The organism is Sulfitobacter pacificus (genome assembly GCF_030159975.1).
Lineage (GTDB): Bacteria > Pseudomonadota > Alphaproteobacteria > Rhodobacterales > Rhodobacteraceae > Sulfitobacter > Sulfitobacter pacificus.
The window spans coordinates 2,365,925-2,381,968 of the sequence record NZ_BSNL01000001.1 but is presented as its reverse complement, the minus strand read 5'-3'; the positions used below and the strand labels follow the sequence as shown (position 1 = coordinate 2,381,968).

At 54.5% G+C, this 16,044-nt stretch carries 16 protein-coding genes and 1 pseudogene; 7 read left to right on the top strand and 10 right to left on the bottom strand.

Annotation, left to right across the window (positions count from 1 at the left end):
• The first annotated feature begins 311 nt into the window (after positions 1 to 311).
• A complete protein-coding gene (locus tag QQL78_RS11955; RefSeq protein WP_284373700.1) occupies positions 312 to 782 on the top strand; it encodes a RidA family protein in 471 nt (156 codons plus the stop codon).
• Positions 783 to 1,213: 431 nt separating this feature from the next.
• On the opposite strand, the gene QQL78_RS11950 is transcribed toward QQL78_RS11955, so the two are convergent.
• On the bottom strand, positions 1,214 to 2,050 hold the full coding sequence (locus QQL78_RS11950) for a dienelactone hydrolase family protein (RefSeq protein ID WP_284373698.1): 837 nt from the start codon (positions 2,048 to 2,050) through the stop codon (positions 1,214 to 1,216).
• 126 nt (positions 2,051 to 2,176) lie between these two features.
• Between QQL78_RS11950 and QQL78_RS11945 the strand changes: the two genes are divergently transcribed.
• Together QQL78_RS11945 and QQL78_RS11940 are read left to right on the top strand one after the other, a co-directional pair.
• Positions 2,177 to 2,578, top strand: coding sequence for a winged helix-turn-helix transcriptional regulator (locus QQL78_RS11945; RefSeq protein ID WP_284373696.1), 402 nt, complete (start codon positions 2,177 to 2,179; stop codon positions 2,576 to 2,578).
• An 83-nt stretch (positions 2,579 to 2,661) separates the two neighbouring features.
• Positions 2,662 to 3,153 (top strand): GNAT family N-acetyltransferase, encoded by a 492-nt coding sequence (locus tag QQL78_RS11940; protein WP_284373694.1) that lies wholly within the window; start codon positions 2,662 to 2,664, stop codon positions 3,151 to 3,153.
• Between the two features lies 1 nt (position 3,154).
• Here the strand turns inward: QQL78_RS11940 and QQL78_RS11935 are convergent, their stop codons facing one another.
• From QQL78_RS11935 to QQL78_RS11915, 5 genes are all read right to left on the bottom strand, one after another.
• Entirely contained in the window at positions 3,155 to 3,442 is a 288-nt protein-coding gene (locus QQL78_RS11935) for a DUF1330 domain-containing protein (RefSeq protein ID WP_284373692.1), read from the bottom strand.
• Positions 3,443 to 3,683: 241 nt separating this feature from the next.
• Positions 3,684 to 4,310 carry a LysE family translocator gene (locus QQL78_RS11930; protein ID WP_284373690.1) on the bottom strand — a complete coding sequence of 209 codons (627 nt, stop codon included), beginning with the start codon at positions 4,308 to 4,310 and terminating at the stop codon, positions 3,684 to 3,686.
• A 104-nt stretch (positions 4,311 to 4,414) separates the two neighbouring features.
• The gene (locus QQL78_RS11925) at positions 4,415 to 4,735 is read right to left on the bottom strand and encodes a hypothetical protein (protein ID WP_284373688.1); all 321 of its coding nucleotides are present in this window, start codon (positions 4,733 to 4,735) and stop codon (positions 4,415 to 4,417) included.
• Positions 4,736 to 4,791: 56 nt separating this feature from the next.
• Complete coding sequence (locus QQL78_RS11920; protein WP_284373686.1) at positions 4,792 to 5,133, bottom strand: cupin domain-containing protein; 342 nt, start codon at positions 5,131 to 5,133, stop codon at positions 4,792 to 4,794.
• A 663-nt stretch (positions 5,134 to 5,796) separates the two neighbouring features.
• Positions 5,797 to 6,414 (bottom strand): TetR/AcrR family transcriptional regulator, encoded by a 618-nt coding sequence (locus QQL78_RS11915; protein WP_284373684.1) that lies wholly within the window; start codon positions 6,412 to 6,414, stop codon positions 5,797 to 5,799.
• Positions 6,415 to 6,532: 118 nt separating this feature from the next.
• On the opposite strand from QQL78_RS11915, the gene QQL78_RS11910 reads away from it, so the two are divergent.
• Entirely contained in the window at positions 6,533 to 7,507 is a 975-nt protein-coding gene (locus QQL78_RS11910; protein ID WP_284373682.1) for a zinc-dependent alcohol dehydrogenase family protein, read from the top strand.
• Positions 7,508 to 7,854: 347 nt separating this feature from the next.
• Entirely contained in the window at positions 7,855 to 8,910 is a 1,056-nt protein-coding gene (locus QQL78_RS11905; protein ID WP_284373681.1) for a UbiA prenyltransferase family protein, read from the top strand.
• Between the two features lie 409 nt (positions 8,911 to 9,319).
• Here QQL78_RS11905 and QQL78_RS11900 read toward each other — a convergent pair.
• A pseudogene (locus QQL78_RS11900) lies at positions 9,320 to 9,535 on the bottom strand (integrase core domain-containing protein); the annotation flags it as partial.
• 137 nt (positions 9,536 to 9,672) lie between these two features.
• Positions 9,673 to 10,950 carry a serine hydroxymethyltransferase gene (gene glyA, locus QQL78_RS11895; RefSeq protein WP_284373679.1) on the bottom strand — a complete coding sequence of 426 codons (1,278 nt, stop codon included), beginning with the start codon at positions 10,948 to 10,950 and terminating at the stop codon, positions 9,673 to 9,675.
• 179 nt (positions 10,951 to 11,129) lie between these two features.
• Here glyA and QQL78_RS11890 point away from each other — a divergent pair, with 179 nt between their 5' ends.
• Positions 11,130 to 11,885 (top strand): NAD kinase, encoded by a 756-nt coding sequence (locus tag QQL78_RS11890; protein WP_284373677.1) that lies wholly within the window; start codon positions 11,130 to 11,132, stop codon positions 11,883 to 11,885.
• A gap of 20 nt (positions 11,886 to 11,905) precedes the next feature.
• On the opposite strand, the gene QQL78_RS11885 is transcribed toward QQL78_RS11890, so the two are convergent.
• Complete coding sequence (locus QQL78_RS11885) at positions 11,906 to 13,141, bottom strand: adenylate/guanylate cyclase domain-containing protein (RefSeq protein WP_284373675.1); 1,236 nt, start codon at positions 13,139 to 13,141, stop codon at positions 11,906 to 11,908.
• A 24-nt stretch (positions 13,142 to 13,165) separates the two neighbouring features.
• Entirely contained in the window at positions 13,166 to 15,058 is a 1,893-nt protein-coding gene (locus QQL78_RS11880) for a propionyl-CoA synthetase (protein ID WP_284373673.1), read from the bottom strand.
• Positions 15,059 to 15,273: 215 nt separating this feature from the next.
• Between QQL78_RS11880 and QQL78_RS11875 the strand changes: the two genes are divergently transcribed.
• Positions 15,274 to 16,044, top strand: a complete 771-nt coding sequence (locus QQL78_RS11875; protein WP_284373671.1) for a MipA/OmpV family protein — start codon at positions 15,274 to 15,276, stop codon at positions 16,042 to 16,044.

The following is a 16,044-nucleotide window of genomic DNA, read 5'->3' as shown; positions in this document are numbered from 1 at the left end:
AGTTGTTGCGACCCTGTTTCTCTGCAAACGCATTAGGCCGCGAAGAGCCCGACCTGTGAATTCGATTATCGTACTGCATGCGCTCCCAGAGTGGATTTTTCTGCGGCCGACCAAACTCTCGTATCGCGGCGCAACAGCAATTCCGGTCATTCATGCGGTGCGCAATGATTCTTAGACCACGAAATCAAGGGCAGCTGACTTTGGTGCCATTTGCAGATGTAATTCAAGGTTCCGTTTAAGACGGTTTCCAGCAGTCACTATTCAAGCTATCAGACCAAGAGTTGAACTACTTTATTGAGAGAAGAAACGAAATGAGCCAAGTAGAGAATAGGTTGAGTGAACTTGGCATCGAGATTCCTGAGCCCCCACGTCCACTCGGTAATTTTGCACCCTACCTGATAGATGGAGACTATCTCTATATTTCCGGTCAAATCTCGGTTGATGTGGCCGGGAACATTCAACGCGGAAAGCTAGGTCAATCCGCAACGATTGAGCAAGGAGTTGAGGCGGCAAGGCATTGTGCAATTGGCCTTCTCGCCCGAGCTAAAGCAGCGCTTGGTGATCTTGATCGGGTCGAAAAGCTCCTGAAACTAGGCGCTTTCGTCAATGCAGTTCCAGAGTTTGCAGATCACCCCAAAGTCGTAAATGGGGCATCGGACTTCATGGTGGAAGTCTTTGGCTCTGAAGTTGCTGAACATGTGCGCTTCGCAGTCGGCAGCTCGAGTCTTCCGGGAAATGCGATGGTTGAGATTGAAGCCGTGTTCAGGATCTCAGCCACTTGATTTGAAACAATTGGTTTCTGTCAAGTCTGCCGTGTGCCGTTGCTGCTTAGCCGCGTCGGGCGAATAGAAATGCTGCATTGTGCCCGTCGAAATCAGCGACCTCATACCAGATTCTGGCATCATGTTCCGACAATCGGCGAAATCTGATTACGGGCTCTCACCCGGCCTCTCTACTTCATGCTGAGTACGCCCGTATCGTCTAGTTTTCTGCGGAAGCTTAAAAATTCGCGAGGCAGTGCAGTATCGTCTCTGGATAATGGCAAATGGTAGTTTGGAAGCGCGCATTGTCTAAGTCAGAGATCAATAACCATACCATCCTCAGCCGTTTCGTATCTGGCCCTCCCTAGCTTCTAACTCCGACCACGCAATTCTTGACAGGAAGCGATCCATCGGCGCGTTCGCGACTGGTAAGTTCAATAATTTTGCTTCCATCAAGATTCTATTAGAGCGATTTGCAGGTATTCGATTATCTCATCCCGGGCTGCCAGTGTTGCCTCTCCATCCCGGTCGATAAGGTGTTGGGTTACAACGCTATGTGGTGATTGAATAAACTGAGCAAAGAAGGGGGAGGTTTCAGGGTTCGCGGCGCTGTCCGGCAGAACCCGGGCATTAAAACGCGCGCCGAGCTTCTTTTCATAGGTCTCAAACCTTGAAGCCATGCAATATTTGTCTCCATCGAACCGATAGGCTTTCACCGTGAGGTTGTCATGCACCAGTCGTTCGGACACGGCCTTGGCATCTTCATCAGACATTTCGATCGCAGATGGATTGTCCAGTGGTAGCGACGGCTGGCAGGCTACCGCTGCAATCATGGCTGGTTCAATCATCATGGATATCGCAAAGTTTCCTGTGAAGCACATTCCAACGGCACCGACCCCCGGCCCGCCGCATTCCTGATGGGCCTGCGTTGCCAAAGCTCTGAGCCATGCAACAACCGGGCTTGTCCCGCCGCCCGCCATCACGCGAAACTCACGCGACACACATACGCGCTGGAATATCTGCCCACCTTCTTCCGGCTGTGGGACCGCTCCGTCACGACCAAAGAGGGATGGCATGTAAACCGTAAAGCCTGCGTCTCTGACCCAGCGGGCAAACCGCGCGACTTGGGGTGAAATGCCAGGCATCTCATGCATCACGACCACCGCAGGGCCGAACCCTGAAACATATACTGTCTTGGTCTGATCCAGCAAAGTCAGCTGGCGCGAGGTGAAATCATCCAGCGGATCATCCTGAATCATGGAGGGTTTATTCGCATTAAGATTGGACATCACAATTTCCTGAGTCTATTTTTTGAACTCAGTTATCAATTACAGGCCTGAGTCTAAATGTCAAACCCAGATGAGAGACCCCATCCAATTCGTGCCCGTGCTCCGGTTCCCCTTGATCGTTGTGGCATGGCAAAAGCTTCGGAAATCCTTGGAGATCGCTGGTCACTCTTGATCCTGCGAGAGGCGTTTTATGGGGTTATGCGCTTTGCAGATATGCAGGCCGACATCGGTGTCCCTCGCTCTATTTTAACCTCACGGCTGTCCAAACTTGTCGAAGCAGGGCTGCTGGAACGATTCGAATATCGTGAGGACGGAGCGCGCGCGCGGCAGGCATATCGGCTGACAGAACGCGGACGACAGCTCGGGGTTGTGTTTCTTGCAATGAAGCAATGGTGGGATGACGGCGATGATCAGGCACCCACTGTAGAGTTTGTTCCAAAGAGTGCGGAGGAACCCGTCAAGGTGATAATCACTGACAGTTCCGGGCAGGAAATCGAGTTGGCGGACCTGAGGGTTCGGCTTGACTAGGTGATGGGTGCTTGGTGGCAGGCAAATGAGATTTAGATGAACATCCTGAAAACAAACAGATGCCCTCAAAAGAGAAACCCCTGATGAAACAAAACCCATCTCAAGGCACCGTCACATATCGTCGGTCAGCCGGGAGCGACGCAGAAGCTGTCTACGCTGTAGTGCTATCGTCCGTTTCCCGACTGTGTCCTGAACCATACTCGCAGGAGGTTGTGCGCACGTGGATGGATGGCAGAATTGCGGAAGACTATCGCGAAGACTGCCGAGATGGGCTGCTCTGGCTCGCGGAAAGAAGTGGCAAGGTCATGGGGTTTTCCCATGGTGAACCGGGTGAGGTCAAAAGGCTGTTCGTCAGCTCTGATGCGGTGGGTTTGGGAGTTGGAAAAGTTCTGATGGAGAAGGCTCTGGCTGACGCACAAGGAGATAACACTCAGACAGTGGTTATCGACGCCACACTGAATGCCGCTTCCTTCTATGAGAAATGGGGCTTTCGCAGGACTGGATCAGGCGTGTTTCCCGGTCGTGAGGGTTTGCCACCCATCGAAATCGTAACAATGAAGCGGTTCGCACCCTAATTCACTCATCATAGAAATGGATGCTCATCTCGCATGCCCTGTCCCGGAGCGGCACGATCTTCAGATATTCTTCAGATGAATAGAAACCTTTAGCAGCCTCCATATCAGCGTATCTGAACACCGCAGAAACATGTTCCGCTTTGGTTTTACCAAGCAGGGTATCCGCGTATTTTGCACGGACGATCACTTCGACGTTGGCTGCTTTCATCAGGCTTGCCGCCTTGGTGACGTAGTCTTGAAATGCACCTGTATCTTTCAGGGTCGCATAGTTGAAACTCAATACGGGCATTTTGAAATTCCTTTTGAGGCGAGCAACTTGCTCCAGAATCAAAGAACAGCTTTTAGGCTAAGCTCGGCTAGATCAAGCTCAATCTGATCCCTCATCATTAGATGGCCGTCATTGATCTCCTTGTACATTCCTCCTCGCGTCCAGTAACCCAACGCCTGCTAAATCTCCGCCAGAAAGAGCCATCGAAAAGGTAGACGTCGAATGTAGATCCACTTGCTGCGGCTGCTTTGAACCACCAACATTATTTTGCCGCATCACGAAGTATGAGTGCCCCCGCTCCCCCAATCATCACAGCAGCGCCACGATTAAGAGTGCGGAGTGCCTTTGGGCGCGTCAAAACTGTACGAAGACGACCCGCAAGAACAGCATAGGGTACAAGCACAAGCATTAGTGTGGTCATGGTGAGTGTGCTCAACACAAACCAATCGACCAACCCTACCTTTGTCAGGTCCAGCACGTTTGGTAGAAGAGCAAGATAGAAAACCACAGTTTTGGGGTTACCAAGTGTCACCGCAAAACCGCTAACGACGACGATCCACGGGTTTTGTTCAGGCACACGGACCAATTGTGTCTGCTCGACCTCGGCTGTCCAGAATTTCGACGCCAGATACAGAAGGTATAGACCACCAAGAACTTTCACGAGAAAGAACATGCTGGATGCCGCAGCAGCCAGAGCCGAGAGTCCTAACACAGCAATACTTAGAAATAACACATCTCCAGACGCAAGCCCGAGGATAAACAGCAAAGACGACCCTGAACCGGCACTCAGGGCGCGACCGACAACCGCGGCAACGCCAGGGCCAGGAATCACCGCTGCAATAGCCAAGGCACCTACATAGGTGAAATAGGGCAGGAGCTCTTCAATCATGGTTTAACTCGCTATAGCTAGGTTGGTAGAGATGACATTCTTGGACCCAGCCAACCTGGCTTCAAGCACGAATTGCGAGATAACGCTTGTAAAATCAATGGCACTTAGTCGGCATCCAATTCAGAAACCTCCCGAGATACATTGTCTACCACAAGAAGCGTATCGAAGCGCGTCATTGTGACCTCAGAGCCGTAGATCTCCCGTATTCTTTGCTTGTAGTCTTCGCCATGCCACTTTTCGGCGGCTTCTGGGCTCGTCCAGACATAAACGCCACCACCGAGTGACTCGGCTTCATCAAAGAAGTAGTTTTTACGGATTAGATCTGTGTTTTTTGACCAGGCGGGCGCAGTTGTTCGATATTTTTCCATGACTTCAGCGCGGGAGATGCCTTTGGGCAGTTTAAAAGTCACAATCTCGGTAATCATCAAGGGGCCTCCAAATTAAATACCTATTCCCTTTACTAACAGCTACTGTTTATCGATTACGAGGGGGTTCGATCACCTCGTGTGGTTGGCGCGGAGATGACGAGGAAACGCGCGTCCTCTTCCCCTTCGTTGCGCGCTTGGTGAGGCAATTCAGGGCGTACATTCATGCTGTCGAATGCCGATAGGTGCTCTACAACCCCATTGACTTCCAGAGTGAGCGTGCCGGACAAAACGTAGAAGACCTGGTTCGCTTGTCGATGTTTATGCCTGACTTCTGCAGTGCCCGGCGGCATCCGCTCTTCAATAATCGCCAGGTCGTTGTCGTCCAGTAGTCGCCAGCCTTCACAAGCATCGCCCCAAATGTAGTGCTCGGCGTTTATGCGGTTCTTCATGCCCATAGCTTGTTAGCATTGCACGCGACGCGCGTAACGTCACGAGAAGATTGGTCTGCACAAGCAGGTCGCCACCTAACACACGATGAACGTATTTCATCCCGCGATTTTTGCCTGATTTCGACGCGGCGAGACAGCGATAGCAGGAAATGCCTCTACTGCGCTAGCGAATGACGGGATTGGTGATCCGCGCCGAACGGTAAAACGCAAGTACTGCAAATGCGAGCAAATGCTGCGTCAGCAAAGGCCCCAAACTCCGAAGCCGGCTTTGTCCCGCAGACTGTGAGTTCGACGCCTGATGTATGCTGCAACACCCACAAATGGCCGGTTGATCCGCTGCGCGGCAGCACGAATTTTTTCGCTCATGCCGCATTTTTCACGCTGCGAGCGCACGCAGCACAAAATTACAATGGCCGGGTCGGGCTCGAAGCGGCCATTGTAAAAAGCGCAGCATTAGATCGGTAGATCTGACTGGTTCAGCAGGTGACGGCCCAAAGCTGCCATCTAACGGCCAATCTCTTTGCTGCCCTACGCCATCCAAAACCATCCGCACAGCACGCTCGCGCACTTCTGGTGAATACTTGTTCGTTGTCTTTGTCATGATGCTCCATCCTACTCATGAGTTGGAGCCTCCGGCAAACCCGGTGCAGTTCAAATCGCCTTTCAGAGTTAGGTCAGCTGCGATGCCTCCTTTGTCATAAACCCGTCCTTGAAAACCAGGGCTAGTTGCGAGGCCGCATCAATATCCTTAGGCGCGCCCAAGCGCATCCATCGTACGATAGCGCCTTCTACCATACCGTGAGCGATCGCGGCCATCATGCGGGCATCCCCTTGATGGCTGGCCCCAACATTCATGGCTTCGGTATACATAATGCGGATCTGGTTTTGGATTCGGTCCCCCGGCAGCGAGCCGTCTGTAAACATAACATCAGTCGTCATATTCAGTAACTTCAAAAGGTTGAGATTGTCCTCGGCGACCTCGAAAATACCATGGCACATTCCCTCAATGCGCTCTGCATATGTGCCCTCAAACGCCCAATCAGACGCCATTCGTGTGACAAATGCGTCTTCGACGCCTTCCAACATCGCCCGAAGCAACGTCAGCTTAGTGTCATGAAATCGGTACACAGTGCCCACCGCAATGCCCGCTTCCTTGGCGATCTTAGCAATTGAGACATTTTCATAGCCTTGGTCTGTAAACAGCTGAACTGCCGCTTCGTAGATGGCGGTGCGTTTGCTGTCTGGGTCGCGTGTCCGCTTCGCACGGGTGGGTTTCTGAATTTCCATAAATGAATAGTATTCATTACGGTTGACAACGCAAGGGGGGCTACTTAGTTGCGGATAATGAATTTAGTTCATTAATCGCGACTCATCGGCTTCCACGTCCCCCAAAGGAACCAAGACAATGAAACAAGCAATTTACAGAACACATGGCAAAGCGGATCAGGTCGTTGAATTGATTGATTTGGATCCTCGGCCGCTTGAACTCGGCGAAACACGCATCAAAATCTTGCGTGCACCGATCAATCCGTCCGACATCATACAAATAGCTGGAAACTACGGTTCGCAACCCGCTTTGCCCGCGCAGATAGGTTTGGAAGGGGTTGGTGAGGTGATGGAGGTGCACGGCTCAGGGCTTGATATAGGGACGCGCGTAATTGTACCGAACCCACCTGGTGCATGGGCCACCGAAAAGACAGTTCCGAGCGCCGGGCTTGTGCCGCTTCCGGATGCCGATCTTGACCAGTTGGCGATGCTGATTGTCAATCCTGCAACCGCTTATTTGCTGCTGACAGAATTTGTGGATCTGGTGGAAGGCGACTGGATTATTCAATCTGCTGCGACGTCGGCGGTGGGACAGCTGGTAACACAACTTGCTAAGGCACGAGGCTTAAAGGTCGCCTCTGTGGTGCGTCGCAAAAGTGCAATTGAAGCTCTGCAGGCCGCTGGTGCCGACGCCGTATTCATGGATGGTCCTGACTTAGCGCGACAGGTTGCCGAAGGCCTTGATAAAGCGCCTGTATTGGCCATTGATGCTGTGGCTGGTGAAACCTTTAGCAGGCTGACTGACTGCTTACAGGAATCTGGCACAATTGTTCTGTTTGGAAACTTGTCGGGTCAAAACACATGTGTGCCGGATCAAACTGTCGTCTTTAAAGATATCACGATGCGAGGCTTTTGGCTGACGCAGTGGCTGCAGACGACTTCACCTGAAGACATTGGCCGTGTTTTCGGAGAACTCACAACGCTGATTGCTACAGGGCAAATCCATTCTCCAGTTGAGCGCGTTTATCCTATTGAGGACATTCATGAAGCCCTATCCCATGCCATGCGAGGCAACCGTTCAGGTAAGGTCCTGCTAGCCCCAAACGGCCTTTAAACTGTATCAGTTAAAATCTCCGCCGGGATTTCATGCAAATATTGTGTTACATCGTTTGGGGCATAAGCAGCCATCGGTTCACTGCGCAGTATTCGTATATTCGGACTCTCTTCCGCTGTTAGATCGGTCGCCACATGCTCACCCGATGACGCACGTTGCTCCAGCAAGAACGACCCAAAGCTGCCATCTAGCGGCCAATGTCTTTGCTGCGCTGCGGCCCGTCGGACCGGCCATTCGCTGCGTTCGTTCCAACGGCAGCTTTACGGTTTTCTGAAACGCGCAACTAAACACGGTGACTGCCAAGTTGAGCCTTGTTAGCGTTTCAGCGCAACGGCTATAGGGATGTAATGGGCCTATTTATTTTCATCGGTTTTTTTATCGGTTTCGCATTGTCATTTCGCTTTGTCCGGCGTCCCCGAAAAGCCTTGATCTGGGGCCTTGTTTTAGGTGGATTACCTCTAGCGTTTCTGCTGGGACCACTCAATGCGCCAATTCAAGGCATCGGGTCGGTTCTGTATTTCGCGGTTTTTGCACTGGGACCCATTATGTTGGTTCTATTTGTGGCCATCGGCGCGGCGTTCGGCATGGCTGGCGCTTCGGTTGCGATGTGGGTAAGCCAAGAGCGAGCAAGCTGGATCGGCTGGACAACTGGGTTGGCGATCCTTTGTCTGATCACGTCGCTAACCCTCTGGCCCGTTGCGAAGCGTGAAATTGCAAAGCGCCAACTCGCTGAGGACCGTGAAACGCGCACCGAAGCAATCACCCGCGCTGACTTCAAAGGCACACTGGCCGGGCATCAGGTGACTTTTCCGGCTACCCCTCGCCTGCACGTGTTTGATAACTGTGCGCCGGGCATCCAAGCTGGACTCTTCGGGTGTTCGACGAGCTTTACTAATCCCGTTTCCATTTTCACCAAACCGGACGAAGTGCTCCTTCACGAACGTGGCGATCTGATCATCTTTCGCACTATCAGTATTTCTGCCACTGAGCATGAGTGCCGCTTAGGCAATGATTCCTGTCTCACACAAAAGAAGATCGACCGCTGGTGTCGGGAGACCCGGCCGGATCAGGCAGGCAGCATCTGGTGCCGTGACGCACCTGAGATGCAATTTGTGTTACGAGCGGATGCGACACCTGGCCCATCTGATCGCGACGAACCAGAACTGACTGCACGCTATGCCGATACAGTACTCGGTCCTGGGCGGGTGACGTGCTTCTACAGCCCCGACAAGACCGAAACCCACAGGCAAGGTACAAGCTGTAGGCTCTCCTTCGATCTGGTATCGGGGGTGAAAGTGACCCTCGGCGCACGTCGCGAACAAATCACATCCGATGATCAGGCGTTAACTGCAACAATTGCATTGATCCCTGACTACTGGGCAACGCTGACGGTAGAGCGTTAGCGGACATCGGATCCGTCCGCAGCATCGGTGCTTATCGCCTCGAAGCAGTCATCCGATGATTTTAGTCAGGATGGATTAGCGTTCTTGAAACCTCAATGTCGGCTGTGCGGATAAAGCAACGTTCGTTACTAACCGATCCAATGACCGCGTTTGGATCGCCACAGAGTTAAGAGCGGTTTAATGGAGTGAAGTTTGGGGAACGTATGTCGACTCCGAAACATCGATCTTCTGAAGCATGCAAGCAGGCTCTGAATCAGCTTTCTTAGAGATTGCGCATCAATCTCTACATGATAATTTTCCATCCAAAACAAATATTGAACAGTCAAAAGACGCACGACTTGGTCTAGATTGGTAAAAAGGGAAGATAGATGGTTGACCTATGACCTGCCCCCCGAAGCTCCCTCATTAATAACGAGAGTCTGCGGGTTTCGATTTCATAGTCTTGGTCGTCAGTTTGGGCAAGCGCAGCGTGCGCGGAGCCCTCAAATTGCTCAAGCGCTCGGCGCGCTTCAGCGGGTGTTTGGTTTCCCGGCGAAGAATGCGGTCTGACATTGTTGTAGTCGTATCGCCAGAGCGCCAGTTTGCGGCGGGCATCGTCTAGCGTGTCAAAGATTTCTTCGTTCATCCTGCCATTTGAGGGCGGATTGAGCTGTCGCAGCATCGACCGTTCCACTTGACAGTGGTCCACATAGGAAAGGCCCCGCACAGAAATGGCGGGGCCTTGGTGTTGGTGTCGGGCGGGCATGACGCCCGGGCGGCGGCTTATAGGTTCGGGTACATCGGGAAGCGGGCGCAGAGGGCTTCGACTTCGGCTTTCACCTTGGCCTCTACTTCGGCGTTGCCCTCTTCGCCATTGGCGGCCAGACCGTCGACGACCTCGATGATCCAATCGGCAATCTGGCGGAATTCCTCCTCGCCAAAGCCACGGGTTGTGCCGGCGGGGGAGCCAAGGCGGATGCCCGAGGTTACGGTTGGCTTTTCAGGATCAAAAGGCACACCGTTTTTATTGCAGGTGATATGCGCACGGCCCAGAGCCTTTTCGGTGGCATTGCCCTTGACCCCTTTGGGGCGCAGATCGACCAGCACCACATGGGTGTCGGTGCCGTGGGTCACGGTGTCCAGCCCGCCTTTGATCAGTTGATCGCTGAGCGTCTGTGCGTTTTTCACAACCTGTTGGATATAGGTTTTGAATTCCGGGCGCAGCGCCTCGCCAAAGGCGACAGCCTTGGCCGCGATGACATGCATCAGGGGACCGCCCTGAATGCCGGGGAAGATGGCAGAGTTGAACTTTTTCGCCAGCGCCTCGTCATTGGTCAGGATCATGCCGCCGCGTGGGCCGCGCAGGGTTTTATGTGTGGTTGTGGTTGCGACATGGGCATGCGGGAAGGGGGAGGGGTGTTCACCCGCGGCAACAAGACCGGCAAAATGGGCCATGTCCACATGCAGATATGCACCGACGGAATCAGCAATCTCGCGCATGCGGGCAAAGTCGATCTGGCGCGGGATGGCGGAACCACCGGCGATGATCATTTTAGGCTGATGTTCGGTGGCAAGTTCCTGCACCTGATCATAGTCCAGCAGGTTGTCCTGTTTGCGCACGCCGTATTGAATGGCGTTGAACCATTTGCCGGACTGGTTGGGTTTCGCACCATGTGTCAGGTGGCCACCGGCGTCTAGTGACATGCCGAGGATGGTATCACCGGGCTGTAGCAGTGCCTGAAACACACCCTGGTTGGCCTGGGAGCCCGAGTTGGGCTGTACGTTGATGAATTCACAGCCGAACAGCTTGCTTGCGCGTTCAATTGCAAGGTTCTCGGCAACATCCACCCATTCGCAGCCGCCGTAATAGCGACGACCTGCATAGCCTTCGGCGTATTTGTTGGTCATCACGGACCCTTGGGCTTCCAGCACAGCAGCCGAGACGATGTTTTCAGAAGCGATCAATTCAATCTCGTTGCGCTGGCGGCCCAGTTCGCCGGTGATGGACGCCTTGAGATCTGGATCGGAATCAGCCAGCGTTGCGGTGAAGAAATCTTTCATGGTGCAGGTCCTCTTTGCGAAAGTTGGGGTTTCGTATCGGAAACCTGACCGATCGGAAAGCCGTGAAAACGTCTGAACTGAAGTATTGTGCGACCATGCTGGCCCTCTCAGGAATTATGTGTTTGGTTTGAGAGAAATTGCGGCGCATCGGAAACTTAGCACAGGATGGTCCTGACCTTATGAAAATTGCATTTGCCGCCAGCCGGGCGATTGTCGCCCAGACCGCTCGTGCTGCTTTGATCGGGCGGTATGGCAATGTCGCGCAGGAAGAGGCCGAGGTGATTGTGGCGCTGGGCGGGGATGGCTTCATGCTGCAAACCCTGCATGATTCACAGGGGGCATCCGCGCCGATTTACGGGATGAACCGGGGCACCATTGGGTTTTTGATGAATGAATACGCCGAAACCGGGTTGATTGAACGGTTGCAGGCGGCAGAGCGCGAGGTGCTGAACCCGCTGAGCATGAAAGCCACCCATGTTGACGGCACCACGTCAGAGGCGCTGGCGATCAATGAGGTGGCTCTACTGCGGGCGGGGCCGCAGGCGGCAAAATTGCAGATTACGATAGACGGGCGGTTGCGGATGCAGGAGCTGGTTTGTGACGGGGCGCTGGTGGCCACACCTGCGGGATCGACGGCCTATAACTATTCCGCACATGGGCCGATCCTGCCCATTGGCTCGGATGTTCTGGCGCTGACCGCAATGGCGGCGTTTCGACCGCGGCGCTGGCGGGGCGCCCTGTTGCCCAAAGCTGCAAAGGTCCGCTTTGATGTGCTGGAGCAGGAGAAACGCCCGGTGATGGCGGATGCGGACGGCAATAGTTACCGCGATGTTGTAACGGTCGAGATTGCCTCTGATCCCAGTATCAAACATGAAATTCTGTTTGATCCCGGCCATGGTTTGGAGGAGCGGCTGATTTCAGAGCAGTTCACCTGAGGCCCGGGTCCCAAGCAAACCTAGTCCAGTGTGAAGAGTTCAAGCCGTTCGGTTACACCGCGCAGGCGGTATTGGCCCAGTGATACCAGATCAGGGCGGGTCGCGCGGACCTCGGCGGCGACCTGCGAGGAAATGACAATGCTTTGATCCACCGCACCTGACATGCCCAGAATACGGGCAGTGGCGTTGACGGCGGGGCCAATGACGGTGAAATCCAGACGGGTTTTGCCGCCGATATTGCCATAAAGGACATCCCCCGCATGCAGTGCGAGCGAGAAACCGGTGGTATAGAGGCCGGCAGCCGCGCGGCGTTCGTTGGTGGCGGCAAAGACCTCGCGCAGTTCAACGGCGGCTTTCACGGCGACATGGCGGGCATCGGGGATTTCGTTCAAATCAAAGATCGCCAGCATACCGTCGCCCATGAACTTCAGCACGTTGCCACCGTTATTTTCAACAACATCAACAGCTTCTGCGAAGTAATCATTGAGCAATTCGATGACTGCCTCGCCCTTCAGGGTCTCTGAAAGCCTGGTGAAACCTTTTAGATCAAAGTACAGGATCACTGCTGAGATCGTATCAGAGGAGCCGCGTGTGATGTCTCCCGATAGCACACGGCGGCTGGCATCACGGCCCATATAGGCGGCAGTGATGTCCTCGGCCATGGTGCGGTTGGCACCGCATTTCAGGGTCAGACAGAGCGGGGCAAGCAGCGCGCGCACCCCGTCCAATTGCGCCTCGGAAAAGCCGTCCGGCGCATCGGAGGTCAGGGAAATGATCATGCCCTCGGGTGGCCGCGTCGTGACGTTTGGATCGATTTGATCCTGACGTAAAAACAAGCGTTTGGTGGCGTAATAATCCGTGGCCCCGCGCGCCCGCAGGTCGTCAAAAATCGGAAACTCTAACTCGGGGTTTGGCACATTTAACCGTTGCCGGATCTCTGTCACCGGGGTCATCAGAAGCTGGTACAACGGGCTGCGCTGGAAATCTTCCGGGGCTTCGCTGGTGCGTTGAAAATCCAGCCTTTCGTTGCCGTCTTCGCGGTGCCAGCGAAAGGCGATGGTCCCGATTTCCGGGTGATGCGCACGCACGGTCAGGTTCACCCGCTGCAAAGGCACCCCTGCCGCCACCAACCGGGTGCAGCATTCGTCCAGCCAGACTTCAACAGGGGTGTTTTCCAACCCCTGCTGGATCAACCAGCTGGTCAAATCGGCCAACGCCGCCGTCATCGCAAATCCATCAGGTGTCGGGGCTGCCATCGGGGCGTTTTCCTATTTCAGCGGCTAGTCTTTGGCATAGCCTATTTCTTGCAGTGCCGCTTTGATTTCGTCCAAAATCGCGGGATCGTCAATTGTCGCGGGCAGTTTGAACGGCTGGCTGTCGGCGATTTTCACCATGGTTGCGCGCAGGATCTTGCCAGAGCGGGTTTTGGGCAGGCGGTCCACCACCAATGCAGTCTTGAAGGCGGCCACCGGGCCGATCTGGTCGCGGATCCGTTTGACACATTCGGCGGCGATCTCTGCATGTGGGCGATCCACACCTTTGGACAGGCAAAGGAATCCGACAGGGGATTGTCCCTTTAGCTGGTCACTGACGCCAACAACGGCACATTCGGCAACGTCTGGGTGACCGGCGAGCACTTCTTCCATGGCACCGGTGGACAGGCGGTGACCGGCAACGTTGATCACATCATCGGTACGGGCCATGATATAGAGATAGCCGTCTTCGTCCATCATCCCCGCATCGCCGGTTTCGTAATAGCCGGGGAAGGTGGTGAGGTAGGATTTGATGAAACGGTCGGTGGCCCCCCAGAGGGTTGGCAAGGTGCCGGGTGGTAGCGGAAGTTTGATCGCAATCGCGCCAAGTTCGCCGGGTTTCTGCGGATGCCCTGCCTCGTCGAGGATATGCACATCATAGCCGGGCATCGGCACCGTGGGAGAGCCGACCTTGACCGGCAGCGCCTCAAGCCCCGCCGGGTTGCCCGCAATGGTATAGCCGGTTTCGGTCTGCCACCAATGGTCAAAGACTGGTTTGTCTAGCTTCTCCTGCGCCCATTCGATGGTGTCTGGATCGGCCCGTTCGCCCGCCAGATAAAGAGCGCGCAGCCCGGACAGGTCGTATTTCTTGATAAATTCGCCGGTTGGGTCTTCGCGCTTCACGGCGCGGATGGCGGTAGGGGCGGTAAAGAAACTGCGCACGTTATGTTCTTCGATGATGCGCCAGAAGGTGCCCGCATCGGGTGTGCCGATGGGCTTGCCCTCAAACACCACGGTGGTGTTGCCGTGGATTAGCGGCGCATAGCAGATATAGCTGTGGCCGACGACCCAACCCACGTCTGACGCGGCCCAGAAAACGTCACCGGGATCGACATTATAAATATTCTTCATCGTCCAGTTCAACGCGACCAGATGGCCGCCGGTGGGGCGCACAACACCTTTGGGAGCGCCGGTGGTCCCGGACGTATAAAGAATATAGGCGGGGAAATTGCCCTCAACCGGGAAACAGGCGGCGGGCAGGCAGTCTTTTTGCGCCTCATACCAATCCAGATCGCGCCCTTCTATCAATTCGCAGGGGTGTTCCTCGCGTTGCAGGATCAGACAGAGTTCTGGTTTGTGATCCGCTTGTTCGATGGCGCTGTCGAGCAGGGGTTTGTATTCAACAACGCGGCCCGGCTCCAACCCGCAGGAGGCCGCCATAATCGCCTTGGGTTTACAATCATTGATCCGCACGGCCAGTTCGTTTGCAGCAAAGCCGCCAAAAACCACGGAATGGATGGCACCCAGTCGCGCGCAGGCCAGCATGGCCTCGAGGGCTTGGGGAATCATCGGCATGTAGATGACCACGGTGTCGCCTTTTTCCACGCCCCGCGCCAGCAATGCCCCGGCAAGGTATTCGACCCGTTCTTTCAGCTGTGAATAGGTGATCTTTTCGATCTTACCTGTGATCGGGCTGTCGTGGATGATTGCCAGCTGGTCGCCGCGACCCTGTTCCACATGGCGGTCAACCGCGTTGTAACAGCCGTTCACCATGCCATCGGCATACCATTCATAGAGGTTGTCGCCATGATCGGTCAGCGCCTTGGTCGGCGGCGTGATCCAGTCAATCGTTGCCGCCTGATCCATCCAATATGCCTCTGGATCTGCTTTCCAGCGGTCGTATGTTTCGCGATATCCCATGAACTTTCCCTCCCCGTTTCCTTTTGTTAGGCAGCGGCAAGCAGAGGAGCAAGCCCGCATGCCATCGGGCGACGACTTGGAGAAAGTTAATTTTCATCATTTTTGATGGAATTGTAGAGTAATTTACACGCTTTCGTGCATCCAACTCGCTGGAAACTATTTAATAAGCTGCTAACTGTCACTATAGAGCAGCCCTTTTTCAGGAGATTCGTCCCATGCGCTTGCCCCTTTCATTTGTTTTGGCGGCTTCATCATGCCTTGCCACGGCGCTGCCTCTGGCCGCGCAGGAACGCTCATTGAACTTTGGCCTGGGTATCGGTGTCGTGGGGCAATCGGCTTATCCCGGTTCGGATGACTATGAAGGCTCGGCGGACCTAAAGTTTACCTTTGGCAATCTGACCTGGGGCGATGTCGATATTGGTGCGGGCGTCGGAAACGTGCCGGACAATGGCGTGTCCCTTGGCGGTGCCTTGCGGATCATCGGATCGCGCGATGCGGCTGACCACCCTGAATTGGCCGGGCTCAGCGATATTGATACCGCAGTCGAACTTGGTCTGGCGCTGAACTATCAACAAACCCATTGGCGGGCTTTTGGTGAAGTGCGTCAGGGTTTCGGTGGGCATGAGGGTGTTGCCGGCACTTTGGGCGCTGATGTGATTTTCCGCCCCACTGACCGCTGGACCGTGACCGCGGGCCCGCGTCTGAATCTGGGGGATAGCGAATATGCTGGCACTTATTTCGGTATAACCGGTGCCGAGGCTGCCGGATCAAGCTTTAACGCCTTTGATGCCAGCGGTGGTGCCTTGGGCGCCGGTATCGAAATCGGCGCGACCTATCAGATTGACAATTACTGGTCTGTTGAAGGGTTGCTGAGTTATGAAAAACTCCTGAATGACGCGGCGGACAGCCCGATCACGCAGCTCGGCTCGGATGACCAGCTGAGCCTGCGTATTGGGCTCAGCCGGGCATTCACGCTTAACTTCTGA